Raw genomic sequence first — 25,939 nt, 5'->3', positions numbered from 1 at the left:
AGATGAACACGCAAGATCTAAAACATTTAACTCAAGAAAAGATCATTGAAGTTGCCATCGACGAGGATGCTATTTCGGCCTTTGATTGTGAACAAGATATTTCTTTTCACGTCATCTACGACGAGCTGTTTATTAAGCAAAAAGATCTATTGGAAAAGGTAACGAACGATGATGTATTTGATAGCTATGGTGACATTGAACACTTTATTTGGATACCGATTTCTAAACAAAAAAATAAGGTGCTTATTCAAGCGATTCCTTGTTTACCGAATAACTTGGATTTTAACGAGCTACAAGTTTCTGTTGATGAAAACATTATTGAGCAAGTTGCCAAACTCGCGAAGTTAAAAACCAAAGACATTGACAGCGTTACAGACTGGCTAAAAAGTGAGTTTGTACTTCATGTTAATAACCAATCGAAAGTGTTAACTGCGATCAGTAATGCAAGCGTTGTTGATAATAGAGGGCTAACGATTGTAGGTAAAACTAGCTTGCTTGAGGTGCAATATACTCCAGAACAAAGAATGTGGGCGAAATCGGTTAAGAGATTGCGCCGTAAAGTTAAGTTCAATTTAAGTTCACTAGATTGTGAATTCTCGTTTGTTGATTATACGGTTGCAGCTCGCATTCAAGACCCTTTGATAAAGCAAAAGCTTGAGGAGTTAAATCGAGACAATTCAACATACATAAACTTATGGAACCAATACAACCTAAAAGTTAAAGAAAAAGCAGTGGAACTAGCTAATAAGGCAGGTTTTGTTCGCTATATAAAAGTTGATAAAGAAGACTCAATTGATGGTGTGAAATGGAAGTTTTACTTCCAAGAAAAAGATCTTGAGAAAGTTAAAGAGCTTGCCGCCGTTTTGAGAGAAGAACCTAACCACACCTTAGAAATTAACAAACGCTTGCCTAGCTGGTTAGAAAACAATATTGGTGATTTGGGGCTTGAAAAGGATGAAAAGTTACAGAGTATTGCTGCTCAATTTTCGGGGCATACTCATCAGTACATAACACTTAACTTAAACTCTTACGGAAAGCCTGAAGAAAAAGGTGTTATTTATTTGTCGATTAGTGGCTCAATTGTGCAAATGCAACGACGCGAGCAAGCAAGAGATTCGATTACAAGCTTTTTGAATCCAATGAAAGACTTACGCCTGTTAATTGAAGATCAAGATTTTAGTATTTCTAGGCAAAAACTAGCCAAAAATACACTGAAGCCGTTAACTGCTACGGCGAGAAGATCATTTAAAGGTGAGCCAACGGAAAAACAAATAGAAGCTTTAGATGTCGCTTTAAATACACCCGATATAGCGTTAATTCTCGGCCCTCCTGGTACAGGTAAGACCCAAGTTATTAGTGCGCTGCAAAATAGGTTGGCAGAAGAACATAAAAGTAACTTAACGGGGCAAATACTGCTTACCAGCTATCAAAATGATGCGGTGGATAACGTGATCGCTAGATCTGAGGCGTTTGGCATTCCAGCTATTAGAGCGGATGATAATACGCGTGCTCCTTATATATTGGAGCAGTGGAGCCAGAAACAAACAAGTCATTTAACTGAAATTGCGAATGAGTTAACTCAAAATGATGGCAGTTATAAAATTATAAAAAACATTCGAAAGGATATAGCCACGATTCTAGCTTCTCGTGTAGATAAAAAACAAAAACACGAGCGGATCAAAAGTCTTCTTGAGGATATTGATAACCTTAGGATAAACCACGGTTTTGCAATACCTCAGTCCTTAAAAGCAAAGCTAGATCAACTGTTTGGCACTCAGGCTTTTGATAGCAATGCAACTCTTAGCACCTTGTTACTCAGTCAAGTGAGAGGGTTGCGAACGTCCGATCGAGCGTATGATGATGATGGCTATGAACAGTCATTTAAATGTCTATCTGCTCTACGCAGAACTGGGCGATATGAAGAAGAAGTAGAAGTTCTTGATGAAATCATCGAACAGCTGACTCTCAGTGCTGAAGACTTTGAAAAACTCAGAGAAATCAAAAATAAGTTACTCGATGATTTAATACCTGATTACCGACCGAAATCGTTGCAAGTTGAGCTTTCAAAAGATGAAATATCAACGCTCCATCAATTGAATGATGTTATATCCAATCACGCAATGAATTGTGCAGCAGGAATACCTGATATTATTGAAGAGTATTTAGACTTAATCAAGTATCAACCGGATTACCTTGCAAAAAGTGTAAGAGACTACACGACGTCAATTGGTGCCTCGTGTCAACGCTCCGCTGGTCAGCAGGTTGTAAAGTATAAAGAGCAAATTAGTGCTTCTTTGAATGAAGTTGGTGGAGAGTTCACCTTCGATACGGTCATCGTAGATGAAGCTGCTAGAGCGAACCCGCTTGATTTGTTTATTCCCATGGCGTTGGCCTCGAAACGAATCGTTTTGGTTGGGGATCACTTCCAGCTACCGCAAATGTTAGAACCCGATATTGAAAAAGAAATGATTAACGCGGGTGACTTGCAACAAGAAACAGCTAAAGCAATCAAAATGAGCCTTTTCGAGCGATTGTATACGCAATTAAAAGATCGCCAAGCCAAAGATGGGATTCAGCGAACTGTGATGCTGGATACCCAATTTAGGATGCACCCTGATATCGGCGGTTTTGTTAGTCGTTCATTTTATGAAGCTGAAGGAGAGCCAAAACTTGAAGCAGGCTTAAGTGAAGAGCATTTCGATCTAGGTATTGCTAAGTATAAAGGTAAAGTAGCCGAGTGGATCGACCTGCCATTGCAGTCTGGCAAGGAACAGCGTTCTGGAACCAGTTGGCAGCGAGATTGTGAAGCACAAAAAGTGGTTAGTGAAGTGCAAGACCTGTTTTCAGAAAATCCAAACTTAAGTGTGGGTGTTATTACCTTCTTTGCCGCACAGCGAGAGTTAATTTTAAATAGGTTCGCGCAAGTAGGTATTTGCCAAAAATCAAACGACGGTTGGGAGTATCTGCCTGGTTATAAAACCACAGAAGAGGGGGAAGAAAAAATTCGTGTTGGCTCTGTTGATGCTTTTCAGGGAAAAGAGTTTGATGTGGTGATTCTATCAACGGTTCGCTCAAATGATTTTTCGGCATCAGATGAGAACGCATATCGAATAAAATATGGTTTCATTCGTACACCAAACCGTTTAAACGTGGCGTTTAGTCGAGCTAAGAGTTTAATTAAAGTTGTTGGTGACAAAGCCATGTTTTCTGGTAATTCAGCCGAAAAAGCCATTCCTCAAGTATGGGCGTTTATTCACGAACTCTGTGAGGTAAAGTCATGATCACACATAGAGATATTCACGATGTTTGCTATTTAAAAAGTAAGCTGAATCGATACCAGAATGAAAAAGATATCTTTTGGCCGTTTTATTTATGGCGAGTAGCAGCGCCAAAAAGTAAGCCAAGTTTGAATATTTTTCAGATGTTGGTGTTAAAGCTTATTTTGGCAGGATGCCATGACAACGAAAAACTATGCCGATACAGCAATTTAGATAAAGAGCTTATTAGACACATATTGGCTCAGTTAACCAATGATGGTTACTTAGATGGTTGGAGCCATACAGATAAAGCCAATGATTTACTTGTAGGTGTAGAGGAATCTGCAAACGAGAATACAAGCTATTACATACTTCAAGATGCGACAACGGGAAAGTTGATGCCGAGGTTACTTTCGACATTACCGCATATAGAAGGGATGGACTTCAGAGATCGTTTCCCCCAATTTGTTCGAAGTAAAGGCTCAGGTAAGTTAGTAAAACCCTTGTTAATAAATAATACCGTTAAGCCGGAAGCGCCAACGGCAGAGCAAATGAACACCTGCTTAAGAGCCTATCGCCGAGTATTGAACCAATTAAAGCAAGCTGACTTTTATATATCTGACGATGCGCTGGAGGTTAACTACTCAATTGAGTTTATTGAGCCTGAACCTATCGCAGCGTTTATCCACACTAAGTTATTTTCAACAATTTCTGGTGAGCGCTCGTGGTACTTATCTGATCCAACAGGATTAACAGAAACTTTTAATGAGCTTAATTCTGTTGCCGAACAGTTGTTAGATTCCAATAAACACTTTGCTTCTAGAGTCAACGAGGTAATGGGTATCGCGGAAGATGAATATACGCTTAATTACAAACAACAAGAACAGCTATTTGAGGAACAAGCAAAAGTAGAGTTGTTATCTAGCTACCCCTGGGTTCAAAAACACCCACTCATCGAAAAGCATGTATTAGCGTCATTGCGGTTTAGAAACCAGGTCGAACAATCTCAAAACCCCAGACAAGAGGTATTGGAAGGGTTGTTGAACGAGTTGCAAAAAATAATCGAGGCTTGGTTGAAAAACTTTATGAAACCCAATGAAGCTAACAATGACTGGGAAGTTTTAGTCATGCGGTGGAACGGCAATAGACCTGTTTTTCAGCATGATAAAAGACTTATTGAGCAAATTTACTTGGGAGTTAACGGCGTTAGCGTGTATGCAGCGAAAAGGTTAGCAACTGTCAGAGGGGGGAATGTTCAGTCAGCAATGACAAGAGGCAATCAATCATTAAAGCCTATGCTAGCCGCTATGTTATTAACGTTTCCGAAAGTTGTAGAGCAGTTATCAACGCAACTGCCTCACTGGCTAGATAAGGCGATTCGGCTTGCTGATGACAGAAACCAAAAAGCCAGTCATGCCAGTGGCGAAGTTTTGACAGAAGAAGAGGTCAAGAGTCACTTCTTCTCAGTAGATGAATTATTAAAAGTTTTAGAAAGAATTTTAGGAAGTAAATAATGGCAAAACGCAACAGAGCCCAAAAGCAGGCAGTAGCTGCAAATGTAAAGAATACATCCAATCCCGCAGCGGATAAAATAGACAGTGCTTTAGCTGCTGTGGAGAACCTAGCAGAAAGTGATCACAGTTCAGTTTTTGGTACTATGGCTGAAAAACTCAAGCTAGCAAAAATGTCACATGATGCTGCAAGTTCAGAGCAAAAGAAAGAAGCTTCAGAGTCTTATGGCAACGATATTCAGAGTTTGGTTGGTGAACTTAAAAAACTAGTAGAGCAAAACAAGAAGATTGAAGCCGATAGTAAACAAAGTTTATCAAGATCAAAGCAACTAGAAGAGTCTATAGAAGATCTTAAAAAGAAAATCGAGTTAGAAAAAAAAGAATTAGACAAACAATCCAAAGAGCTTTTAGCGAATAAAAAGAATAATGCAGAAGATAGGGCTGAAATTGCCAACAAACTCGAAGAGCTAAAAGAGCAAGAACTTGATGCTGAAAGTGGTTTTGCAGAAAAGCACATGGAAATGCTCGAATCGTTCGAAGAAAAACAAAGCAAGCTTACAGAATCATTGGCGCAGAAAAAATTAAATCTTGAAAAAGAAGTCGACGACCTAACTAAAACCAAGCAATCGTTGAATGAAGCGGAAAAAGCTTTGCTCGAAGAAAAGCTACAAGAGCTATCCTCAAAAGAACTAGCATTAGACGAAAAAGAGTTCCAATTAAACCAAGAAAAAACACTTATTGAGAGAAAGCGTAAGCAAGCACAATTAACGAGTGAAGAAGCGAGTAGTTATAAAATTTCACTAAAAGATGAAATTGAAAAAGAATTTGCCTATCAGATATCTTCACTTGAAAACCAGAATGCTAGCCTTGAAAAGCAAATTACTCAGTATGACCAAGGTGAAAAGCAGTACCTAGCAAAATTGAGTTCGTTTAAGGACATAGAGAGACAATTTGGTGACGCTACTCCGCAAGAGGTTTTAGAGAAACTTAACCATTTCAAACAAACAGTAAACAAGCTTCGTTTACAGCTAGATGAGAAGCCTAGTGAACAGCTTGAACAAAATCACAAAGAGCTTAAAAAGAACTATGAAGCATTAGAGCAAGAATACAACAATGCTTATGCAGAGCTACAGCAAAATAAAGTGCAGCTTACGAAAAGTAGAATGTCTGTTATTGAGTTAGAGCAAGTTCAAAAGCAGAAGCAAACTTTGGAAAAACACAATCAATTGTTAAAAGCAGCAGTTGATCAATTAAGTGCCGATGTTGATGACCTCGTTAACAAGCAACAAGCTAAAACTGCTTTCCCAGCTCTTTTAGAACTTGATAGCAAACTAAGAGCCAAAGGGATAACAGAGTCTATTCCTTCATTAAGAAACTTTGCAGAGGAGCTTCAACACCGTATTGCTTGGGACTCTGATGAACAGAAAGAGTTGTATTATCGTCAAGAAGACATTTGTTTATTTATTGCTGGTCTTTCTATGAGCCGGTTGCATATCCTGCAAGGGATCAGTGGAACGGGTAAAACGAGTTTAGCAAAGGCATTTGCAAGAGCTGTTGGCGGTGGAGTTAAAACTATATCTGTTCAAGCTGGCTGGCGAGATAAAGGAGATTTAATCGGTCATTTTAATGCATTCGAGAAGAAGTTTTACGAGCAAGAAACTTTGCAAGCATTATATGAAGCGCAATCTCCGGCATATAGTGACCGTCCATACATCGTTTTATTGGATGAAATGAACCTTTCAAGACCAGAACAGTATTTTGCTGAGTTTTTATCAGCTTTAGAGTTAGACCCCAAAGACCGTATTCTTAACTTGATGACAACAGGAGAACCTAATGGGCCAGAAAAGTTAATTGATGGGAGAAAAATTAAAATACCTGAGAACCTTTGGTTTATTGGCACTGCTAACCATGATGAAACAACGTTTGAGTTCGCTGATAAAACTTATGACCGTGCCCATGTAATGGAGCTGCCTAGGCATAAGAATACGTTTGCAATCAACAAAGACCTTGAGCCAGTCACTTACAGTTTTGACTCACTAGAGGCAGCCTTTGATGCGGCAGCTAACAGACATAGCTCTCAGGTTACTAAGCTTATTGAAGCATTAGATGGTTCTGAGCTTTCAATGATTTTAGAGGAAGAATTCAATGTTAGTTGGGGCAATCGACTAGAAAGGCACCTGATTAGGTTTATATCAGTGATGCTTGAGTGTGGTAGTGATTTGGGCTTTGCCTTAGATCATATGTTAGCAACTAAGGTGTTAAGAGCTGGTAAAGCGACTGGCCGTTATGACACTGAGCATGAAGATATTTCAAACCTTATTGATGCATTAAACGAGTTCTGGCGTGCTCAAGGCTTTAAGTCAAAACCTACTGCGAGCCTGAAACTCTTAAATAATGAATTGAAGAAAAAGAGTGGTCTTTAATGGTTACTTGGTATGACAGATTTAACGGGAAGTTGGTAAAACAGCTTCCCGAAAATATTATGCCCGGAAGATATGCGGCTCAGGATTTGTGCATTTTTAATGGACATTCAAATATCCAACCAGATGATTTTCTGATTAGTGATGGAACTGAAAAGTTTCACATTGGATCTCAGGTCAGCTCATTTATTCATAGTGAAAAGTCTGAACAACTTGAGACCGAATTAGAGATTGTCGAAAGCGCAATACTCGCATACCAAGAAACGGTTCACTTGGGGAAAGATAGTTCTTTTCTCATACCAGATAAATTACTCGCTCGCTTTGAATTAACTAAATTTGAGGAGTTACTAGTTGATGTCCTAAAAAAAGGACATCTCCAAGAAATCGCCAGACGCCCTAGAATGGAGTTGATTTATGAGGAGCATCTTGTTCCTGTATCCAGAGCTAAAAAGGTAGCAAGTTCTGCCAATGCTCACCTAGCTTCTCATTCAGAGTGTTGGCAAACAAGAACATTAACAGGTGTGATCCCCAAACAAATTCTCGCCTTAGAAAGTGAAGACCAGCTCAATATTTATGAAAATCGAGTGTATGTGAAACTGTTAGATAATATTGAGCGATATTTAGTTAAGCGCATTTTAGAAGTAAAAAAATTAGAAGAAATATTTAAGCAAGCAGTGAGCTTTCAAAATGCGGAAGGTATTTATTTTGAGTTGAGAGACAGTATCTTTACCTTGTGGGGAGAAGGTTTTTCCGATGATGAACAGGCGGATGATGCAGCAATACACGCTATCGCTACAATAGAGCTCCTAACTAAGATGCTAAAAAAGGTTAGAACATTACAACATTCAAGTTTGTATCTAAGGTTAACTCATAATAATCATGTTCCGCTCAAGTTAAACATGACCAACGTTTTGTCGCATGACCAGCATTATCGACATGTAGCAAGGTTATGGAACAGTTGGTTGGATAGCCAGCAAGCTAATAGTCTTGAGCCTGAAAAAATATTTCAACGAAATAGAAAGTTGGCAGTAGCGTACTCAAAATATTGTTGTGATTTGGTGAAACGAACGTTGCATGAACTTGGGTTTAGTGAATTGACATCAAATTACTTTAAAAGGAATGGAAACCAGACCATTAACTTTGAGGTAACAGATTGTTCTGAAATTGTCTTGAAAGTATCTAAACAGCGTTTGTGCTTTGTTCCATGCTTCACCAACAATATTGACTTATCAAACACCGAGGAGATGGGAAGTAATCAAAGAGTATTACTTTCTTTAGCCCACGATGTAGAAATGAATAAAAACCATCTTTGTGCTTCGCCAACTAACTTTTACTCATTAGAACAGCTAGCAGTCTTGATTTCAAAATGGCTAGTTAACCAAGTATTTCAAACTATTGGTATCACTGTAAGTAAAACTCCAACGTTGTTAATCAACACTCTAAACCGCATGACCGCTAGTGATTGTTGGAAGATAGAACACAATAGTGTCACCATGATCAAGCCATGCTTATCCATTAAACCCAAACTAATGGAATTGAAGAAAGAGCACCGTAAGGATGTTTCTATAGTTCAAACAGCTGATGCAATTATAGAAGCAGCAAAAAGATTCGAAGAGCTGTTGTACTGCCCTTGTTGTGGTGCAAAAGCAGATGAAAGCCAATGGGTATCTAGAGATGACAACTGTTTTGCTATTCAAAAATCTAGCTGTAACCACATATGGGAGGTTAATAGACAAGCGGATGGCAATAAAGTATTAAAAGTTATACCAAATAAGGCTTTAGAGAATGGCATGTTATCCAGCTTTGAGCGTTCAGGCAGGTTCAGTCTATCAGTAAACTTAAAGCTCACGTAGATTACCTTGGTGTAATTTATTATTAAAGCGAAAACGGATTAACGAGCTATATAAAATCTTGTTTAGTTCGCTAAAAATAAAGCAGAATATTTGAGTAAATATGAAACTAAAAAATCACTTGTTATATATCGATATCACACAATTTTGTGGTATTGGCTGTGATTTCTGCATGTACACAGAAAATCACGCAAAGAGTCACTTGAAGCTATCTTCTAAAGCTATCACTAACCTGTCTAGGTTAATAAATGATCCAGAAGTAAAAAGAATATCCGTCAGTGGGGAAGGTGAGCCACTTAACAACATCCACGTTTTCTATCAGATTCTTGCGCTTTCAAAAGGAAATAGACAGTTTGAGTTCATAACTAGCGGCTACTTAGAGCATGAGAAACTTAAAAGTGCTTTCAGAGAGATAGATAGAATAGTTGAAACCAATGGCGATCAGTGCAACATAAGACTTAGCTCTGATTCACATCACATACCCAAGCTTAAACATCTGCCACATGGTAAATGCATCGATGATTTCAAAGAAGGTACGTATAACAATTTGACACTGTCCTTCCGTTCGATTGACCCTGACAGGGAGTTCACAAGACGATATCTCATTGACCAAGCCAAAGCTATTGGCTTCAACGCCAAAGTTAGATCATTAGGTGCTCTCGAGGATGTAGTCGAAGTAGAAGGCACTGAATTCCGAATTGACTACAAGAATCTGGTCAAGCCACATGGTATGTATGAACAATATATGAGCATGTGGCAATACATCGACAGCATAGAACAGAAAACAGGTAAGCCGTTCACGTTAGGTAGTATTAACAAGCAAGAGAATGGTTTAGATGTAACGATTAAACCTAACGGTGACGTGTATTTGTATGGTCTCGAAATAAGGCGTCTGGGAAACATCCATGAAGATAAAATATCCTATGAACTCATAAAACAAGTTTTGCTCTCAAATGAAGTTATGCGAAAGCTGTATGAGGAGCCGTTTAGAGAAGTGATCTTTTCTTTTGGCGATAGAGAAGTTATTAGTAAAGCAATTGAAACCGTAAATAACCCTTATTGGTTGATGAAGGAAATCTACACAGAAATTAGGTTGGACTTGGCATGTTAGATCTTCATACTCATAGTCAATATTCAAAGCATGCTAAAGGTGAAGTTGAGGATGTTGTAAAGTCAGCTATCGCTAAAGGCATTCAGACGATATGTTTAACAGATCATGCACCGTACCTAGTAGACAGTGAAAATCGAATCTTAGCTTCTGAATTAGTTAGCTATATCGAGGAAGTCAGGTTCATAGCAGCTAAGTACTCAGAAAAAATCAAAGTTCTTGTTGGTTTAGAGGTTGATTATCACCCAGAGCATGAAGATTACATAGCAAAGCTCATTGAATCCGTAGAAGTGGATTATGTCATTGGAGCGATACATTATGTTTATGTTGATGGTGAAAAAATTAATGTATGGGATATTGAAAACTTATCAACTAGAGAGTTTCTCGACAACTACTTCTTTTATTTGAATAAAATGATAATAAGTGGCTTTTTTGATTCTATTGCTCACCCCGATACGATCATGAGAGGAGGTATCGGCGAGCGCGAGTTCTATGAACGGTTTACTCCTCTTTTACGAGAGATGAGAGCTCATGGCGTTGCTTATGAAATTAACTGTTCTTCACTTGCTAAATCGAACTACAACCCTGAAACAAAGCGCAAAACGAAGGGGGAAGCTGTTTATCCAAATTACGACCTTGTTAGAACAATGGTTGAACAAGAACTGAGCTTTACTATTGGCTCAGATGCCCACTCTCCATCAAACGTTGGCTCTGGAATTCGTGAAAATTTAGAGCTTTGTGTAAAAGCTGGAATGGACAATATAACCTATTACGAAGCACGGAAACCCATTGCAGTGCCAATACATCAGTTGTTCAATGAGGAGTATGTATGAGTCTTAATATGGAAAAAGAGCGATCGGAATGTTCGTTTGAATATTTTAAAGAGCTGAGAAAGAAATCATGTGACAAAATATGTGTCAACGAAATGTCGGTTGCTGAGTATAATCAACAGTTCAACACTATTGCTTCCGCAATTATTTCACATGATAGTTCCGGCTTTCATCATATGCACAACAAGGGTGATGCGAATGATTTTGCTCAAATTTATAGCAGAGCAAAGCATGGAAGTATGAAAGACATCATTGCTTTATCTGGAATGGTGGTGTCGACTTTTATAGCTCAGTTTGATGACGAAAAAAGCTCTATATATCAGTTGTTTCAAGGACTAAATGTAGATTCCGATACATTGGTATTGATGGTTCCTGGGTCTAGGAACATAGAATCTTCCTCTAATGTAATATTTGATATCGCAGTTCGAGAAATAAACGTTTTTTTAGCGAGAAATAATTATCCGACAATCGTGAATGTAAAACTACCTAGGCTAGATCCACCGGTTGAAAACTATGCGGCATTATCTCAGGAGGAGAGGGAAGAAATCTCAAAGGTTCGAGATCATATATTACCTGGTGAAGAGTTCTATAATAATAGAGATGTTCACTTGTTCTTTGGTGACGATGTGCTGATTACGGGGGCAACAGCAGATAAAGTCGTAAGCTCAGCATTGCAGCAAGGAGCTAAGTCATTTCATTCTATTTATGCAGCTGTTGTTGATCCTGTTCTGGTAGCTCATACACCAGAAATAGAGAGCGTATTAAACACAAGTTGCCTTAAAGGGGACATTTGCCAGACCTTTATCAAGACTGTTTGCAACGAACAGTTAATACCTGTGATGAAAACTTACAACATACTATTAGAACCTAGTAATTATCGAGACTTGACTCAGAAAATCTCATGTATACCAAATAAGGCTTTAGAAACTTTATATGCATATGCGATGAGCAATGGATATAACAGTCATTCAAAATATAGAGACTCTCTTTTGTTCATCGATGAGTATTTAAGTCTAAAAGATGACTTTAATGTCTGTGCTAAGTGAGTACCTGATAAGGCTTCTTGATTGGTCAGTTGTATTCATCAGGCGGCTTACGAAGAAAAATAGTAACGTCAGGCATGTCGTTTTCGTTAACTGGAATGGTAAGTACGGCGACGCTATCGCCTCGGCTCCCATTATCGACTTCCTCACCTCCCACTGCGGGATAAGAGTTAGTGTTATTACCAACGAACAACTGCGTGCTTTTTATTATTCAGTGATACAAGTAGATTCTGTTCACGTAATTGAGAAGAATTTTGGCTGGCTTGATCTAGTTAAGATCGCACTCCACGTGAAAAGGTGTGATGCAGTTGTTCCACTCTTTGGTAAGCTTGGTGTTAAAGATGTCCTGTGTGTTTTTCTTTTGAACCCTAGAGTCATTTTCAGCACGGATAGCACCTTAAAGATGTCAAGTAAGGCATTTATAGATAAATCGACACACAATGATATCTACGGAATCTACCAATCGGTTGCCGATATGGTAATCGGTGGGTACAAAACTTTGGTTGGAGCCTCATTTTGTGTAGAGGAAGACAGCGTCGCCAAGACCTATGATTATCTTATCAACCCTTACGGGAGTCGGGAAGATAAGTCACTTTCTATCGATAAAACGAAGTCCCTTATAAGGCACCTAGATGCATCTCATAGTGGTAGTAGATTTGGTGTTATGCACTCTCCTGATTCTTTACAGTCAGCTTCACGGTTGGTTGACGACTTGAGTATGTCTAATGTCGAGTTGGTAAAAGGAATAACCAATTTTGAAAGCGTTATTCCAATCATTCGTAACTCAGGGTTATTGATCTCAGTAGATACATCTCTTGTCCATGTTTCTAAGGTGTTAAATAAAGGTGTTGTCGCTATCTACCCTCAGACTAAGTATTTTAATATTTGGCAACCGACAACAAGTAGAAATTTTGAAATTGTTCAGAGTAAAGGCTTAGTTGACTTTGGAGACACCAAGGATATGAATCAATTCGAAAACGTAGATGTCGACTATGCATTCAACCGAATAAAAAACAGTGAGAGGCTGGTAAGTAAAAAAGTCGTTTTCATGTACTGGCACTCTCCAAAAGAGGACATGCCTATTGGTCACGCGCTAAACATAAGAAACTTAGAGTCTAGGTTAAGTGGCAGTGACTGGGTCGTTATCGTTACTACGTTAGACAAGCGCTCGCCTGATTATATTGAAAACTACATATCCCTACCACCGTACTTTCATCAACTGATAGAGAAGACTGGAGATCCTAGTGTTCAGCATGGTAACCATAGTGACATTATTAGGCTTAGGCTTTTAGAAAGGTATGGTGGTGTTTATCTAGATACGAGTACTATTTTTCTCAAGCATGACTTCGAAGAAGTGTCATTGTACAAGAATCTTAGTGATTCAACAGAGGCTTCGTTGGCTGGCTATACCAATGTAACGTTTACTCGTAAGGATAAGAAAGGGCGTAATTACTTTGAAGAAGCAAAAGATGGTATCGAGTTAAGTATTTTATACGCGAAAAAAAGCTCTAATATCTTGCAGATTTTTAATCGCGAGGTTGATGAATACTGGAAGTGGAAAACGCCCGACAAAGATTATAGGGACTATCCGCTATTTAAAGAATATGGCTTGGGTCAAATCAGTTTTTTGAATGAGTATCATATTCATTATTCCATTTATCACCTTATCATTACCAGGCAACCAGAGTTGCTTAGTGAAGTTGTGGTTCAGAGTATGCATAGAAAAGGTAAGGAAACAGCACTTACTCATGGTCCTTATGCTATCTCTGACTTATTCTGTCGTGGAAAAACTTCATATGAACCTGCTTCATCGAAAAGAATGTTGCAATGTTTTATTGAAGGAGAATTGAATAGTTGGGATGGTAGCTTAACCTCACTAGAGGGCCGCATTGATATTTGCCGGGAGATCGAATTGTTAAAAATTCCGGCTTATTTGAGATGTGAGTTGGAGCAAAAGTTCACTTGTCTAAACGACTTTTTTATCCAGAAAAGCCTCTTTGATGAATTCTATAGTTTTTTAGCTTTCGAGTTCGCCCCCAATTCCGGTGAAAACATGCTATGCAGTACAAATCAGGCATAAGTGTAAGTTCTGTAAGAAAGTTTCTTACTAAACTATGAAGGTTGGAATATCCTTTTCACCAAAATATCAACTTATGGTTGTTTTATGCGATATCAAGATATGGTTGTTTTTCGATTAAGCCTATGATCTTAATTGATTCGTTGTTATCACTTTATGGTTGTTTCAACATTTAAAATTTTAAGAATTGAGCCACTTTAGAGTGGCTCTTTTTTTGTCTGAAATTCGGCAAGTGGCAGCAAAGTGGCAGTAGTATTCAAAGATTGTAAGCGTGTCATGAACACCGCATTCTAATCTTTCAGCACGAAGAATAAGATCATCTCTCCAACCCAAAGGAGAGTTGAAATGGCAAAACGACGCACCAACCTAGAATGGCAATCACTGTTTGAACAATATGAAAGTAGCAGTGTTACTCAACGCGCTTTTTGTGAAGAGCATGGACTGAGTTTATCCACGTTCTTCGCCAAACGGCGTCAACTCCAAACAGCAAACCAATCGGAATCTGTCGGATTTGTTAGAGCCGAAATCGTTGAAAAGACAACCAAGTATCAGGCCCAGATAGCTACGGCGAACATGACACTTCTCATCAATGATGTGGAGCTGAGCATTCCTCAAGGCACGCCAGCCACCTATCTTGCTGAACTCATTGGAGCGTTGTCATGAAAGGTATGCTCAGCGCTCCAGACATTTACCTTTATCGTGAAAGCGTCGATTTTAGAAAGTCCATCAACGGCCTTACAGCGATTATCGAAAATGATACTGACTTGCCTCTTGGCAGCGGTGCGCTGTTCCTGTTTACCAATAAACAGCGCGATAAGATTAAAGTGTTGTACTGGGATAAAACAGGCTTCGCCCTCTGGTATAAACGCCTTGAAAAAGCCAAGTATAAGTGGCCTTCAAAAGAGAAAAATCAGGTGTTTACCCTCACTCAATTTGAGCTTGATAGACTGCTTTCAGGCTTCACAATTATCGGCCACGAACCCATCAAAATAAACGATTTTACAATGAGTTAATCGAGAATAAAGCCTTATTCTCCAAGCGTTAACGGCACGATTTTAGTATAATCAATGCTATGAAAAAGACGCCAAATATCAACCCAGAAAGCCAAGATGTTGCCGAGCTACAAGCGATGGTAGCTGCTCTGATGTCGGAGAAAAATGAGTGGAAACAAGAGCGCCAATCGCTGCTTGAACAACTCAAACTCGCCTTCGACCGTCAGTTCGCGAAACGCTCGGAGGTATTAAAGCCTTACGATGAATCACAAGGTGACCTCTTCAACGAAGCGGAGTGTGAAGCCGTTAAAGAAGACGAGGTTGAGGTGACAACCACGACCACAACGAAAAAGCGCGGTAAACGTAAACCTCTGCCTAAGACCTTGCCTCGTGAGGTTATCGAACTTGATGTAGACGACCATGAAAAGCAGTGCGCTTGCTGCAATCATAGCCTGCATAAAATCGGTGAAGACCGCAGCGAGAAGCTAGAGTTCACGCCAGCGGTACTCAAAGTGTTGGAATATGTTCGTCCTAAGTACGCTTGCCGCCAGTGCGAGAAAACAGGTGACAGCAGCCGTATCGTTCAGAAGCCATCCCCTCAGAGTCTCATCCCTAAAAGCTTCGCCACAGAAAGCTTGCTGACCAACATCATTCTTGGCAAATACCAATACGCGATGCCACTTTATCGCCAAGAATCGCTGTTTACCCAGTCGGGTATCGAGCTATCACGCACCACCATGGCAAGGTGGGTTATCCAAGTCAGTGAGAAGTTCGCCCCGCTGTATGCGGCCTTGAAGGATAACCTGCTTCAACAAGTGGTGGTTCAGGCGGATGAAACGCCGCTCAATGTGCTCAAAGAAGAGAAGAAGTGTTATATGTGGCTCTACTGCTCAGGCGCTGACTCACCCGAATCGGCACTGCCGAATGTGAAAAATATTGCCTTGTACGACTATCAAAACAGTCGCGCGAGGGCGTGTCCCGTGGACTTTTTAGGTGACTACAACGGTTATCTACAAACCGATGGCTACGCGGCTTATGATGGTCTGCATCACGTCACCAATGTAGGGTGCTTAGCGCATGCTCGTCGCAAGTTCATGGATGCGAAGAAGCTTCAAGGGAAAGGTAAATCAGGCAAGGCTGATAAGGCGCTGGCTAAAATCCAAAAACTCTACGGGATAGAATCACGCTTAAAAGGTGCGCCTGCCCAAGAGCGAAAAGCAGAGCGTCAAGCGCTTGCCAAGCCGATACTGGATGAGCTTTACCAATGGATGACGACCCAGAAGGTGATTGGCTCTAGCCCACTAGGCAAAGCGATAAAATATACGCTTGGGCAGTGGTCAAAGCTTATTCGTTATATCGACGATGGTCACTTATCTATTGATAATAATCGCGCTGAACGCGCAATTAAACCACTGGTCATTGGCAGGAAGAACTGGCTGTTCTCTAACACACCAAACGGTGCTGATGCGAGCGCGATGCTTTACAGCATCATCGAGACCGCGAAAGCCAACGGTCTTATCCTCTACGACTACATGGTCAAGTGCATGAAAGAGCTGGCGAAAGCTGAGCCTGATATCGACGCACTCCTGCCTTGGAACTTCAAACACTGACAAGTCGCCCCGTGGGTTCATGGGGCGGATACCAAAGATTATGTAAGGCTTTTCAGTTATCAACCGAGGTGGTCCAGTTTCAATTCTAAAGTGGTGACCAATTTGGCTTGATCACTACCGCTACACTTTTGAGAGAGATAGACATAAGTGCGGGAGTTTTTGATGATGAGAGCTCTAGAGTTAGCGGGAGTAAAATCGGCAAGCTGATAAGGTTGTTGGATTGTTTCTAATAAAAATGAGGAGCGCTCTTAATGGAAACAGTGATCCTCATTGATTGAAATTTTAGTAAGCGAAACCTCTACGTTCCATTTGGAAGTTTTCTCGATGCTTGTAAGAGTCAAAGTTTCGGTGCTATGGACAATCCATAAAGGAAGATTCAGCCGAAGGGTTGCCAGTGAAAGCGTTTGAGAGCTTTTCCATATTTGCAATAGACAATAAAGTGTAGACCGGTCGGTTTGTATTGTGTATTGTTCATACAACACTTCGAAATAAACAATGAGATTCAGGTAAAGAAACTCTTCAATGACGTAGCCATTATTCCTGTTAAAGGCGTCGTTGAACCTGGGAGTGTGACGGCCAAAGGTTGGAGTGATTTTCTTACTACGATATTTGATGGATGGTTAACACATGATTTTGGCAGTGTGTTTATTCCCTATTTTGACAACTTCTTGGGAGTGTGGATGGATTTATTTAGACATATCGATCCTATAATTATTGATATCTCAAAAAGAAATGACAAACCATTAAGAGGAGATAAAGCATGACCTTAGCATTAGAAAGTTATCTAGCCATTGGTTTGTCTATGGCGTTACTAAGCCTTTGGAAAACGTATTCTGGGCCTGCTATTGCTGCGTTCCTGTCTTATTCTTATCCTGAAATGTTGATGTTTAACTTAGTGCCAGCCTTGATTGCTGCTTATGCGGGTTGGAAAATAGCGCCAGCTTACTCAAGCTTCTTCCGAAAGCGACAGCAAGTCGTCTTTAAGCCTAAACTTAGAAAATTCATGAAAAGATGGAATCAGTATGGGCAACTTTCAATGGCGATATTAGCGCCGGTTTTGGTTGGCATTCCAAGTTATACGTTTATATCGAAACGACTAAATCAAAGTGGGTTCAAAACATTCGGTATGTTAGCGCTATCGATATTGGGTTGGAGTAGCTTAGCTTACGGTTGTTTTGCTCTTCTCGATGTTGACCAGTACATAGCAATTGAAAATATTATTCCCGCTTCTATTATCGACCAAATTCAACAGTAGCTAGAATAAAAATACTAAATTAATAAACGAGTTCACCACACATGGTGAGCTTTTTTATTCGATACGGTTAAATATTTCAATAAATGGTTATCTCAAATAGTTCTAGACAATCACCGTTTCCTATAACCGTCGAAAAATTAAATAAGCGCTGTATTTATACTAAAGGTGTGTGTGGGCGCAGCTAAACCGACCGTCCAGTCTAATTATGACAAAGTTGACAGTTACTTGACTAGACCGATCGGTTTGTTTGGTTTATTATACATACATCGAGGCAACGTAAGTGTTGAACATAAATTATACGGTGGATTCAATATGAACAAATCAATAATTATTGCTGGAGCAAGTGGCTTAGTTGGACGAGAAACGCTAAGTACTTTGTTGGAAAGTAACCACGTAGATACGGTTTATGCGCTTTCTCGACGTGAATTGAATATCAAGCATCAGAAATTGAGCCAGTTAATAGACAACAACTTAAGCGTTTCTGTTAGTACTTTTGATTCTGTATTACCAGAAGTGGGTGTCATTGCCTTAGGTAGCACAATTAAAAAAGCCGGTACAAAAGAGAAGTTACGCGCTATTGATGTTGACCTCGTTGTTTCCACTGCTGAAAAGATGAAAGAACTGGGCGTGAAGCACCTTATTGTTGTGTCTTGCTTAGGGGCTGATACCAAAGCTCGCTCGCACTACCTTCGCTGTAAAGGCGAAATGGAGGCCAAAGTTGAGTTACTTGATTTTGAAAAAACGACGTTCTTACATCCGGGTCCTTTAGCGGGAGATAGAGCTGAAAGTAGAACCGATGAAAAAGTACTTCAAGGCGTTTTGAAAGCACTCCAACCTTTGATGTTGGGTGGTATGAAAAAGTACATCCCAATTCAAGCGTCAAGTATCGCGGAAAGCATTTTAGCCCACTCAATCTCTTCAACGTCAGAAAAGGTCGAGAGGTTAGATTCTTTGGCCATGATGAAACTTGCTTCCTAACGGATTTATTCAAAACGTATCAAATACATTCTTCATTTAACCTTAATCAGGACGTTTTTCCGATGAGATACAAAGTCACATTTCTTCTGGTTGCTTTTCTATTTGCCAAGGAAGCATTAGCAAATGAACCTACTTTGGATCCCTCTCAAGTGCAGGCTGAATCGTGGGCATACGATGACTATAAAGTAGTTAAGACTAATACGAGAACGCTATGGTTTGTCGACTACTATGATATTGCCCACTTAAAGAATAATCAGGGTGACAGTACACTTGTACTGACATTCACGCCTGAAAATTTGACTCAAGAAAAAGTCAGAACGGCAACCATTGAAGCTCTCGAAGATTCGAATTCAAGCATTAATGTGAACAGCCCTAGTATTCAGAGCCTTGTTGATAGTTTGTCTTTATCGTTAGCTAAGGGGGACGTTATCGCGATTGTTTACAAAGGGCAGGAGATGCAGATTCAGCATAATAATAAGGTTATTTATCAGACTCATTCATTTTCAGAAGAGAGCATAGCCTTTAGAAATATTTGGCTCGGTGAGACACCTGTTGATGATCTTCTATAAGAATTTTTTTGGTTGGAGTCAGTCTTTAGCCATCCTGATATTTACATTAATCCCGGTCACTGTTGTATTTCCGGCTAATGCGATGAGTGGAGACAATACCATGACTAGAACTGAAAAAGCTGAATTTCGAGAGTTTTCTAAAGGGCTTAAATACGAGCTGCTATTTAGGAACTTAGGTAAGCAGGTGTTTTCTGAGTTAAAAAATAAGCCGCCAGGCAGCATGACTTCGAACAGTCTAGAACTGCTGAATAAAATGGAAAAACATAATACTGTCGTGATGGCTCCCGTTCGCGATCAATATGATGTGGACAGTGAAATTGGTTGTAAAGATAAGTTACTCGCTAAAACGGTGACGTTAGCTTTGAAAACGATGCCTTACTTGGGAACTCGATATCTAGAAGGGAGCGCTGAACGATTTGTTCGCCAGCTGAAGGAAATCGAAGCATCGAGTCCGGAAGGTTATGAAACACAGATGACCTATATGGTTGAACATGAAGAAGCGTTACATCGCTACCTAGTTCATCTCAATAATGGTGATCAACAACGTGTTCATTCTGTGCTCGAAGATTTTGTTGTAGATTATAATGTTCAATAGGCTAACTACGGTCGGCAACGCCCGAATAGCAACATCCTATCGTCACTAGAGCGACATTCTAGAAGAGGTTATTAATGAAAAAACTGTCTTTGATTATTTTATTAGTTTTGCCAATGATGGGTTGTGAAACAACGGTCGATCCTATTGTTCATGAATCTAAGTTAAATGCCGTTGATGAAAGTGTTTTGATTGTTGATGCGAATGCGCAAGAACAACAGTTTGAAAAAATCTTAACCATCGATCATTCTCGATTAGCTGGACAAGCCGATGAGTATTTAGCTCCAAGCCGTGTCGATCTTTATACCGACGATGTGCTCAATACTCAGTTATTAAAAGATGACCTGCAAGTTGGGTTAGACCTGCCTTTTCGTGTTTTGAATTATGTCGAAAACGATGCACAAAAAGCGGTTTATACAGACGCACAGTTTATTCAAAAGAGGCATGCCATTACGGACAGTGACGCACTTACTCGTTATGCAGAAGCAACGACAAGTTTGGTTAGAGGTTTAGACAATGTCACTCCAGTTGAAAGTGAGGGTTTAACAGAAGGGTACGGTATAGAAACACTGGTTTCAGACTATGATTTTGAAACAACCTTAGTCAATATTAAAAGAGATGTGCTGGACCAAGATGACACGGTTTGGTTTATTAACTGGGACTTCAAAGAACGCGCTGAAGCGATCGGTGAAACCTTGCCTAATGCAACCTTACTTGTATTTGGTGGTCCAGCCCCAGGAGCGAAAGCGATGACCGACTTCCCAAGCATTGGTTTAGACGCTTTTGGCCAAAAAGTATTAGTAGTAGAGCAAGATGGCCAAGTTATTGTCTCTTACAACAATATTGTCGATATGTCGGAATTGCATTACCAAGACAATGCAATTTCTCACAAGATTATTAATTTTCGGTTAGGAAAAACACTGAGTGGTGCCGTAGAAAAATAATTTGATGTAAAACCGCTTCAAAACAAATTTAATCTAGAAAGATAGAATCATAAATAAGAGACCATATTTACCTAAAGTATGGCTTGGCCTCTTATGGCCTAAATTTCATTGTTTATATTTTTTTAATTAACGACCTTTAATTTACAGTTTATAACCTAGCGGCTAAATTAATGGATTAATAGCCCAACTTCAATCTTGCCATAGTAGGCGTTAATTTAAACTTTGGAATAAAATGAAAATACAATTAGTTACACTATCTTATCTATTCGTTCTTTCTTTTTCTGGTGCAGTTTCGGCCAGTGATATGAATAAAAAATAACATTCAGAGAAAGACTTATCTATTGATAAAAACTACCACAGTCAAGATGTCCGAAATGTTCAAAGTAACATTAAAGCTGGATACGAAACCATTGAAGATTTAGATCTACTCTCCGTTGAAGGTACATATGGTATTAACGATAAAGCGAGTGTAAGCGTCGGTTATAAACAGCTCGGAATTGATGGTTATGATGAAACTAGTGATGCTATGACTCTTTCTGGCCAATACAATGTATCAAATAACGTTGTTATTGACGGTGAGTGGAATATCTCTGGGGACTACGACAATCTTACGGTCGGTGGTAACTACGTCGCTGATGCTGGATTTGGTGCGTGGAACGTGGGTGCTAATTATTCAAGTGGTGATGCAAGCGACGGTTTTGACCTAGAAGCGGGTATTTTGGTGCCATTTGGTAACATGTACTATCGCGGTGACTTTACCTATTTCTTAGATTCAGGTTACGACAGTGTATTCGAAAACGCTCTGGGTTGGACCAACGGCAATATCGATGTGAATGCATCAGTAACCATGTATGAGCTCGACGATACATCGGTTGATATTGAGTTTGGCTACTATTTAAGTTTGTCCTTTCGTATCTATTCATTAATTGTAAGAGTATTGGGCGCAACTATGGTAGATATTGTTCTACAGATTATTGCTATTGAGCAAGGATCTTAACTTACCAAAAAATCAGATTGAAAGATTAACCGACCTTACTTAGTCTTTCGCATAATTCGAAGGAAACAGAGCTCGTTTCGCTTCTTCATCACGTTCGGTTTTAAATTCAACGCAAAAAGCCCCTGATGTCATGTCAGAGGCTTGATGGTGTTCATTGTGTAGGGAAGGCTAGGGAGCCTTAATGTTTACCTTATTAGAAGCGAAATTCAGCGCTTAGTGCGTAGCTGTTGTCTACGATTTTTGCTTCGTACATTGTGTATTCCAGTGCAACACGAACAGGACCTAGAGTAACACCCGTACCCACGCCGTAGTAAATGTCGTCTGTATCACCTAGGTTACTTTGGAAGTGACCGATACCTAGACGACCGTATACGTCAAAAATCGTAATAGGTAGTGTTAGTTTTGTACTTGCTAACCATGCATCTGAATAGATGTGTTCGAAATCTTTGTGTGTATCAACAAAGTCCGCGTATCCAGCTTCAACCGATAGTAGGTCGTTAATTTGATAGCCTATGTAAAGGCTGTAGCCGCTATTCTCATCACTGAAATCTGTATTGTCGCTTTCAGCTTGGTACTCAGAATATAGGTAGCTAGCACCAATGTATGGGTCAGCGCTTGCTTGAGTTACAAAGAAGATAGCAGTGATAGGAAGAATAAATTTGTTCAGTTTCATGGTTTAAAGCTCTTAATATAAAGGTTAACTAATGTTCCCTAGTCCGTCAGCGGGTGATGTGTCTACATCAATTCTTATGTCCTTATTGCAAGTGATTACAGGGAACGTTATGCCTTTCTCTCGTTTGCATGTCGCCCCTCACTTGCGGTGTGGAGCTATCATGCAGATTTTATGATTCGCTGACATAACGTAAAGCTCACCAGTTCATAAAGTTTCATAACTTCAATGTCAAGAAAATATAAAGTTAATTATTACAGCTAGTTAGGCTCAATTTTAATTGAAAAAATTTTAAGGTTACTCGTATTAATTTTTTCTTGTTCTGGGTTTTCACGATAACCGCCGTGAATTTTATGGAAATGCATGTGAACGATGTCTGCTGACACGAAAATTGTGAAAAATCACACACAACCGGTCGAAATTATCAGCAAAATCATTGGATTGAAGCTATGTTTAGACGATAAGAAGAGCCATAAAGAGTGAGTGAACGTGAATGCTTGAGAAAAACATCAGTTTTATCGTAGATGAGTGGCAGTTTATGCCTAACGAAGGGCAGATTCAGTTTGCAGATTCGTGTATTACGATTGATAACCGCCTCACTAAATTGCTTGAGTTCTTATGTTTGAACCCGGGGTTGACTCATACGCGTGATGAGTTAATTGAAGAGGTTTGGAATGGCAGTATATTAACCGATCAAGTTGTCACACAAGCGGTATTTGAACTACGAAAAGTTCTGAAAACACAGAGCAAAAGGACAAGCAGTTATATTGTTACGGTTCCAAAACGTGGTTACCGATTTGATGGTGAAGTGAGAGTTGAGAAAGTAGAGCTCCAAAAACCTGATTTCCAAAAACCAACTCTCCAAAAACCAGATCAGCTTGATGTTAATGAACGCCAATCAACGCCTGAAACCCAAGAATTTGTCGAAAGAGGAGGCCGGGAAGAGGGATATGTAAAGCCATCAGAAAATTCGCCAAGAAGTAGAAAGTTGCATTACATACTGACGTTTTTGGCGGTTGTTATCGTTTTACAATCATCATATATATGGTTTTCTCAGAACAAACAAAGCCCTTCGCAAGCAAGCTCGACTCACTCATTAAGTCATTATGAATTTCGTTATGTTGTACTGAATGTAACGGAAGAAGTTAAGGCGCAACCCGAGCTCTATGGAATCGTAATTAAACTAATTGAACATATTGGTTTTTATAGCAATATCAGAGTGGTTAAGTCTGATGAGCACAAGAAGTTGGCCGCGATTGAGTTTAATATCTCAACGGCGAAAAGCAGTGACGGCAAGAAAACTCGTTTATTGGTGAAGTATGTTAACCGAGCGTCGGGAGGCGTGCATTTGAATCGCCGTTATTCCACCAACTTTGCTCGTTTCCATGAAACGTTTCCAACGATGATCGACGATCTATTGCGTGCTATGTATATCGATGTACCTGAAGAAGAGTTACGGCGCAATATTTCTGTGTTCCCACAGGATAAAGAATCGGTCAAGGCGTTGATGTCTGCGACCGGGGTTTCTTATAGCACCGTGGATTTTGATATGGCGCTTAAGTATTTTCGAGAGGCCAGAACACTGGCTCCGGATAACGCTTATGCTATTTCGGTGAGCTACATAAGTGAAGTGCTGGCGGTTTTCTCTAAAGATGAGGAAAATATTCAACCTAGAATTAAGGCGTTGAACGAGCAATATTCCTCGTCTTTGTCTGCCATTCTTAAGCTAGGAAACAATCCTCGTGTTTGTGAAGCGAACGCAATATTAGCACTGTCTCAAAGTGATCCTGATAAGGCGTTACAGATTTTGTTGTCGATTCCTTACAATCAACATACCCCTTTGACTTACCTTTTAATGGCTAAAGCAGAAGAGGCACGTGGCCATATCACGGGTGCCAAAGAGCTGTATCTGCAAGCGACACAAAATACCTCTTCACCGACTGCATTGACGCTAGCTGGTCCGTTGTTCTTTGACAGTAATCTAGACAAACTGATTGAACAACTTCAGGGCGTCAAACTCGACGTTGACGGTAAATAGTGAAAGTTAAAAAGTAGATAAAAGCGGTAGCACTAGAATTAGCAGCCGCACTGGAAATAGCAATCGCACTAGGTACTGCAATCAAAAGCTAACTAGCGCGTTTCGTTTCTCTATTACATGATAAGGCCTCGGTTACCGAGGCCTTTCTATTCGTGGAGTGTTCTTCTTTAATACCTTGGTTACGCTTTTCTGCAACAGCAGAGAATTAGGGTAAGCAATTAAGTTGCCGCTTGGGTGCTTGATTAGAGTATGAAACATCTTAATCTCGAGGATCTTTCCTTCGATATCATCACCATCTGCAACAATTATTGAATCGCCAATTCGGTAAGGGAATACGAAGAAGATCAGAAAGCTCGTGGTGATATTGCTCAGAATTGACCATTGGGCGATGAAAGCGACGCCAAAAACGGTCACCAAGGACGAGATGAAAATGGTGAAGTTCCCATAGCCAATCCCACTCACGATGATATAGGTTGCAAACAACAGTATGAACGAGAAAATGTTGAAGCAGCGAATGATGAACATTGTGCGTGTCGACGCGACAGACTTTACCTGTGCAAGGTTGATAACAGTCGTCGAAATAAAGCGCTTGAGAAGCCAATAGGCAAAAATAAATACAAGGGCAAGCAGCAAGTCATATTGCTTTAGTGTATTAAAGATGTGGACTAGAAAGTTCGGCATAACGACCTCAATTGTGATGAGCCGTTATTGTGCATAGTTGCTTGAGTGTGTGTATCATCAAACGATTATCGTTTTATAATACGAGAAATGAATAGAAGTCTTTTTTGATTTCAATAAACATTGTTGATATGGTTTTTAGTAACAAGTTATTGATAGGTATTACTTTATTTTTTGTTTATATTTTTATAACTGATATGTAAGCCTTCTGTGATGTCTGATGTCATTCAATTTGTAGAATAAGCGCTCCTTTGTTCTTCATCGAGTTAGTCATGACAATCATAGTTATAAAATTAGTGTTTATTTATATCCATAAAAGGCGAAAAACCAAGCAGTCAAAGCCGTTAGATATGAGGTTCTTTTAAGATGCTGACCTTACTCATTACTCAATTTATTATTTTCTGGACAGTGGTTGGTCGTATTCGCGCAACGTCTGTTTCTACACGTTTAAATCGAGAATCGGTACTGCCTCTAAAGGCTTTAAAGGAAATAGATAAGGATTGCTTTATAACAGGCGAAC

20 protein-coding genes and 1 pseudogene are annotated in these 25,939 nt (G+C 39.7%); 18 read left to right on the top strand and 3 right to left on the bottom strand.

All coding sequences use genetic code 11. The features are described from left to right. The first annotated feature begins 2 nt into the window (after positions 1-2). The 17 genes from OCV36_RS22010 (at position 3) to OCV36_RS21930 (ending at position 22,033) form a co-directional block, all read left to right on the top strand. Complete coding sequence (locus OCV36_RS22010; RefSeq protein ID WP_135459174.1) at positions 3-3,281, top strand: DEAD/DEAH box helicase; 3,279 nt, start codon at positions 3-5, stop codon at positions 3,279-3,281. After that, a complete protein-coding gene (locus OCV36_RS22005; protein ID WP_135459176.1) occupies positions 3,278-4,771 on the top strand; it encodes a hypothetical protein in 1,494 nt (497 codons plus the stop codon). The genes OCV36_RS22010 and OCV36_RS22005 overlap by 4 nt, the downstream gene beginning before the upstream one ends. Continuing rightward, entirely contained in the window at positions 4,771-7,191 is a 2,421-nt protein-coding gene (locus OCV36_RS22000) for an AAA family ATPase (RefSeq protein ID WP_135459177.1), read from the top strand. Before OCV36_RS22005 ends, OCV36_RS22000 begins: the two co-directional genes overlap by 1 nt. After that, positions 7,191-9,041 (top strand): DUF2357 domain-containing protein, encoded by a 1,851-nt coding sequence (locus OCV36_RS21995; RefSeq protein WP_135459180.1) that lies wholly within the window; start codon positions 7,191-7,193, stop codon positions 9,039-9,041. Before OCV36_RS22000 ends, OCV36_RS21995 begins: the two co-directional genes overlap by 1 nt. A gap of 100 nt (positions 9,042-9,141) precedes the next feature. Beyond that, positions 9,142-10,149 carry a radical SAM family protein gene (locus OCV36_RS21990; protein WP_135459182.1) on the top strand — a complete coding sequence of 336 codons (1,008 nt, stop codon included), beginning with the start codon at positions 9,142-9,144 and terminating at the stop codon, positions 10,147-10,149. After that, entirely contained in the window at positions 10,143-10,979 is an 837-nt protein-coding gene (locus OCV36_RS21985; protein WP_135459184.1) for a histidinol-phosphatase, read from the top strand. Before OCV36_RS21990 ends, OCV36_RS21985 begins: the two co-directional genes overlap by 7 nt. Beyond that, the gene (locus OCV36_RS21980) at positions 10,976-12,022 is read left to right on the top strand and encodes a phosphoribosyltransferase family protein (protein ID WP_135459186.1); all 1,047 of its coding nucleotides are present in this window, start codon (positions 10,976-10,978) and stop codon (positions 12,020-12,022) included. Before OCV36_RS21985 ends, OCV36_RS21980 begins: the two co-directional genes overlap by 4 nt. Beyond that, positions 12,006-14,099 carry a capsular polysaccharide synthesis protein gene (locus OCV36_RS21975; RefSeq protein ID WP_167853065.1) on the top strand — a complete coding sequence of 698 codons (2,094 nt, stop codon included), beginning with the start codon at positions 12,006-12,008 and terminating at the stop codon, positions 14,097-14,099. The genes OCV36_RS21980 and OCV36_RS21975 overlap by 17 nt, the downstream gene beginning before the upstream one ends. Before the next feature lie 342 nt (positions 14,100-14,441). Continuing rightward, positions 14,442-14,759 (top strand): IS66 family insertion sequence element accessory protein TnpA, encoded by a 318-nt coding sequence (gene tnpA / locus OCV36_RS21970; protein WP_017037717.1) that lies wholly within the window; start codon positions 14,442-14,444, stop codon positions 14,757-14,759. Next, positions 14,756-15,109 carry an IS66 family insertion sequence element accessory protein TnpB gene (tnpB, locus tag OCV36_RS21965; protein WP_076645428.1) on the top strand — a complete coding sequence of 118 codons (354 nt, stop codon included), beginning with the start codon at positions 14,756-14,758 and terminating at the stop codon, positions 15,107-15,109. Before tnpA ends, tnpB begins: the two co-directional genes overlap by 4 nt. A gap of 59 nt (positions 15,110-15,168) precedes the next feature. Continuing rightward, positions 15,169-16,698, top strand: coding sequence for an IS66 family transposase (gene tnpC / locus OCV36_RS21960; RefSeq protein ID WP_135459318.1), 1,530 nt, complete (start codon positions 15,169-15,171; stop codon positions 16,696-16,698). Between the two features lie 760 nt (positions 16,699-17,458). Beyond that, positions 17,459-17,953 (top strand): hypothetical protein, encoded by a 495-nt coding sequence (locus OCV36_RS21955; protein ID WP_017074864.1) that lies wholly within the window; start codon positions 17,459-17,461, stop codon positions 17,951-17,953. 312 nt (positions 17,954-18,265) lie between these two features. Next, the gene (locus OCV36_RS21950) at positions 18,266-18,931 is read left to right on the top strand and encodes an NAD(P)H-binding protein (RefSeq protein ID WP_029225037.1); all 666 of its coding nucleotides are present in this window, start codon (positions 18,266-18,268) and stop codon (positions 18,929-18,931) included. Positions 18,932-18,993: 62 nt separating this feature from the next. Beyond that, positions 18,994-19,500, top strand: a complete 507-nt coding sequence (locus OCV36_RS21945; protein WP_017074866.1) for a chalcone isomerase family protein — start codon at positions 18,994-18,996, stop codon at positions 19,498-19,500. 100 nt (positions 19,501-19,600) lie between these two features. Continuing rightward, entirely contained in the window at positions 19,601-20,095 is a 495-nt protein-coding gene (locus OCV36_RS21940) for a hypothetical protein (protein WP_245300910.1), read from the top strand. Between the two features lie 74 nt (positions 20,096-20,169). Continuing rightward, on the top strand, positions 20,170-21,036 hold the full coding sequence (locus tag OCV36_RS21935; RefSeq protein WP_135455356.1) for a DUF302 domain-containing protein: 867 nt from the start codon (positions 20,170-20,172) through the stop codon (positions 21,034-21,036). 526 nt (positions 21,037-21,562) lie between these two features. Further along, positions 21,563-22,033, top strand: coding sequence for a hypothetical protein (locus OCV36_RS21930; RefSeq protein WP_245300909.1), 471 nt, complete (start codon positions 21,563-21,565; stop codon positions 22,031-22,033). Positions 22,034-22,072: 39 nt separating this feature from the next. On the opposite strand, the pseudogene OCV36_RS25565 reads toward OCV36_RS21930, so the two are convergent. Both OCV36_RS25565 and OCV36_RS21925 read right to left on the bottom strand, forming a co-directional pair. Further along, a pseudogene (locus tag OCV36_RS25565) lies at positions 22,073-22,144 on the bottom strand (glutathione S-transferase family protein); the annotation flags it as partial. A gap of 82 nt (positions 22,145-22,226) precedes the next feature. After that, the gene (locus OCV36_RS21925; protein WP_135455354.1) at positions 22,227-22,706 is read right to left on the bottom strand and encodes a porin; all 480 of its coding nucleotides are present in this window, start codon (positions 22,704-22,706) and stop codon (positions 22,227-22,229) included. Between the two features lie 490 nt (positions 22,707-23,196). Between OCV36_RS21925 and OCV36_RS21920 the strand changes: the two genes are divergently transcribed. Then, positions 23,197-24,741, top strand: coding sequence for a winged helix-turn-helix domain-containing protein (locus OCV36_RS21920; protein ID WP_135455352.1), 1,545 nt, complete (start codon positions 23,197-23,199; stop codon positions 24,739-24,741). A gap of 132 nt (positions 24,742-24,873) precedes the next feature. Here the strand turns inward: OCV36_RS21920 and OCV36_RS21915 are convergent, their stop codons facing one another. Beyond that, positions 24,874-25,422: a mechanosensitive ion channel family protein gene (locus OCV36_RS21915; protein ID WP_135455350.1), complete on the bottom strand. Its 549-nt coding sequence runs from the start codon at positions 25,420-25,422 to the stop codon at positions 24,874-24,876. Positions 25,423-25,939: the final 517 nt, after the last annotated feature.

This window comes from Vibrio echinoideorum (assembly GCF_024347455.1).
Lineage (GTDB): Bacteria > Pseudomonadota > Gammaproteobacteria > Enterobacterales > Vibrionaceae > Vibrio > Vibrio echinoideorum.
The sequence above is the reverse complement of the archived record's forward strand: the minus strand, read 5'-3'. Positions and strand labels throughout refer to the sequence as shown.

Bases quoted from the DNA above. Each gene is read 5' to 3' on its own strand.
- OCV36_RS22010 (WP_135459174.1), top strand. From the start codon at position 3: ATGAACACGCAAGATCTAAAACATTTAACTCAAGAAAAGATCATTGAA.
- OCV36_RS22005 (WP_135459176.1), top strand. From the start codon at position 3,278: ATGATCACACATAGAGATATTCACGATGTTTGCTATTTAAAAAGTAAG.
- OCV36_RS22000 (WP_135459177.1), top strand. From the start codon at position 4,771: ATGGCAAAACGCAACAGAGCCCAAAAGCAGGCAGTAGCTGCAAATGTA.
- OCV36_RS21995 (WP_135459180.1), top strand. From the start codon at position 7,191: ATGGTTACTTGGTATGACAGATTTAACGGGAAGTTGGTAAAACAGCTT.
- OCV36_RS21990 (WP_135459182.1), top strand. From the start codon at position 9,142: ATGAAACTAAAAAATCACTTGTTATATATCGATATCACACAATTTTGT.
- OCV36_RS21985 (WP_135459184.1), top strand. From the start codon at position 10,143: ATGTTAGATCTTCATACTCATAGTCAATATTCAAAGCATGCTAAAGGT.
- OCV36_RS21980 (WP_135459186.1), top strand. From the start codon at position 10,976: ATGAGTCTTAATATGGAAAAAGAGCGATCGGAATGTTCGTTTGAATAT.
- OCV36_RS21975 (WP_167853065.1), top strand. From the start codon at position 12,006: ATGTCTGTGCTAAGTGAGTACCTGATAAGGCTTCTTGATTGGTCAGTT.
- tnpA (WP_017037717.1), top strand. From the start codon at position 14,442: ATGGCAAAACGACGCACCAACCTAGAATGGCAATCACTGTTTGAACAA.
- tnpB (WP_076645428.1), top strand. From the start codon at position 14,756: ATGAAAGGTATGCTCAGCGCTCCAGACATTTACCTTTATCGTGAAAGC.
- tnpC (WP_135459318.1), top strand. From the start codon at position 15,169: ATGAAAAAGACGCCAAATATCAACCCAGAAAGCCAAGATGTTGCCGAG.
- OCV36_RS21955 (WP_017074864.1), top strand. From the start codon at position 17,459: ATGACCTTAGCATTAGAAAGTTATCTAGCCATTGGTTTGTCTATGGCG.
- OCV36_RS21950 (WP_029225037.1), top strand. From the start codon at position 18,266: ATGAACAAATCAATAATTATTGCTGGAGCAAGTGGCTTAGTTGGACGA.
- OCV36_RS21945 (WP_017074866.1), top strand. From the start codon at position 18,994: ATGAGATACAAAGTCACATTTCTTCTGGTTGCTTTTCTATTTGCCAAG.
- OCV36_RS21940 (WP_245300910.1), top strand. From the start codon at position 19,601: ATGACTAGAACTGAAAAAGCTGAATTTCGAGAGTTTTCTAAAGGGCTT.
- OCV36_RS21935 (WP_135455356.1), top strand. From the start codon at position 20,170: ATGAAAAAACTGTCTTTGATTATTTTATTAGTTTTGCCAATGATGGGT.
- OCV36_RS21930 (WP_245300909.1), top strand. From the start codon at position 21,563: ATGACTCTTTCTGGCCAATACAATGTATCAAATAACGTTGTTATTGAC.
- OCV36_RS21925 (WP_135455354.1), bottom strand. From the start codon at position 22,706: ATGAAACTGAACAAATTTATTCTTCCTATCACTGCTATCTTCTTTGTA.
- OCV36_RS21920 (WP_135455352.1), top strand. From the start codon at position 23,197: ATGCTTGAGAAAAACATCAGTTTTATCGTAGATGAGTGGCAGTTTATG.
- OCV36_RS21915 (WP_135455350.1), bottom strand. From the start codon at position 25,422: ATGCCGAACTTTCTAGTCCACATCTTTAATACACTAAAGCAATATGAC.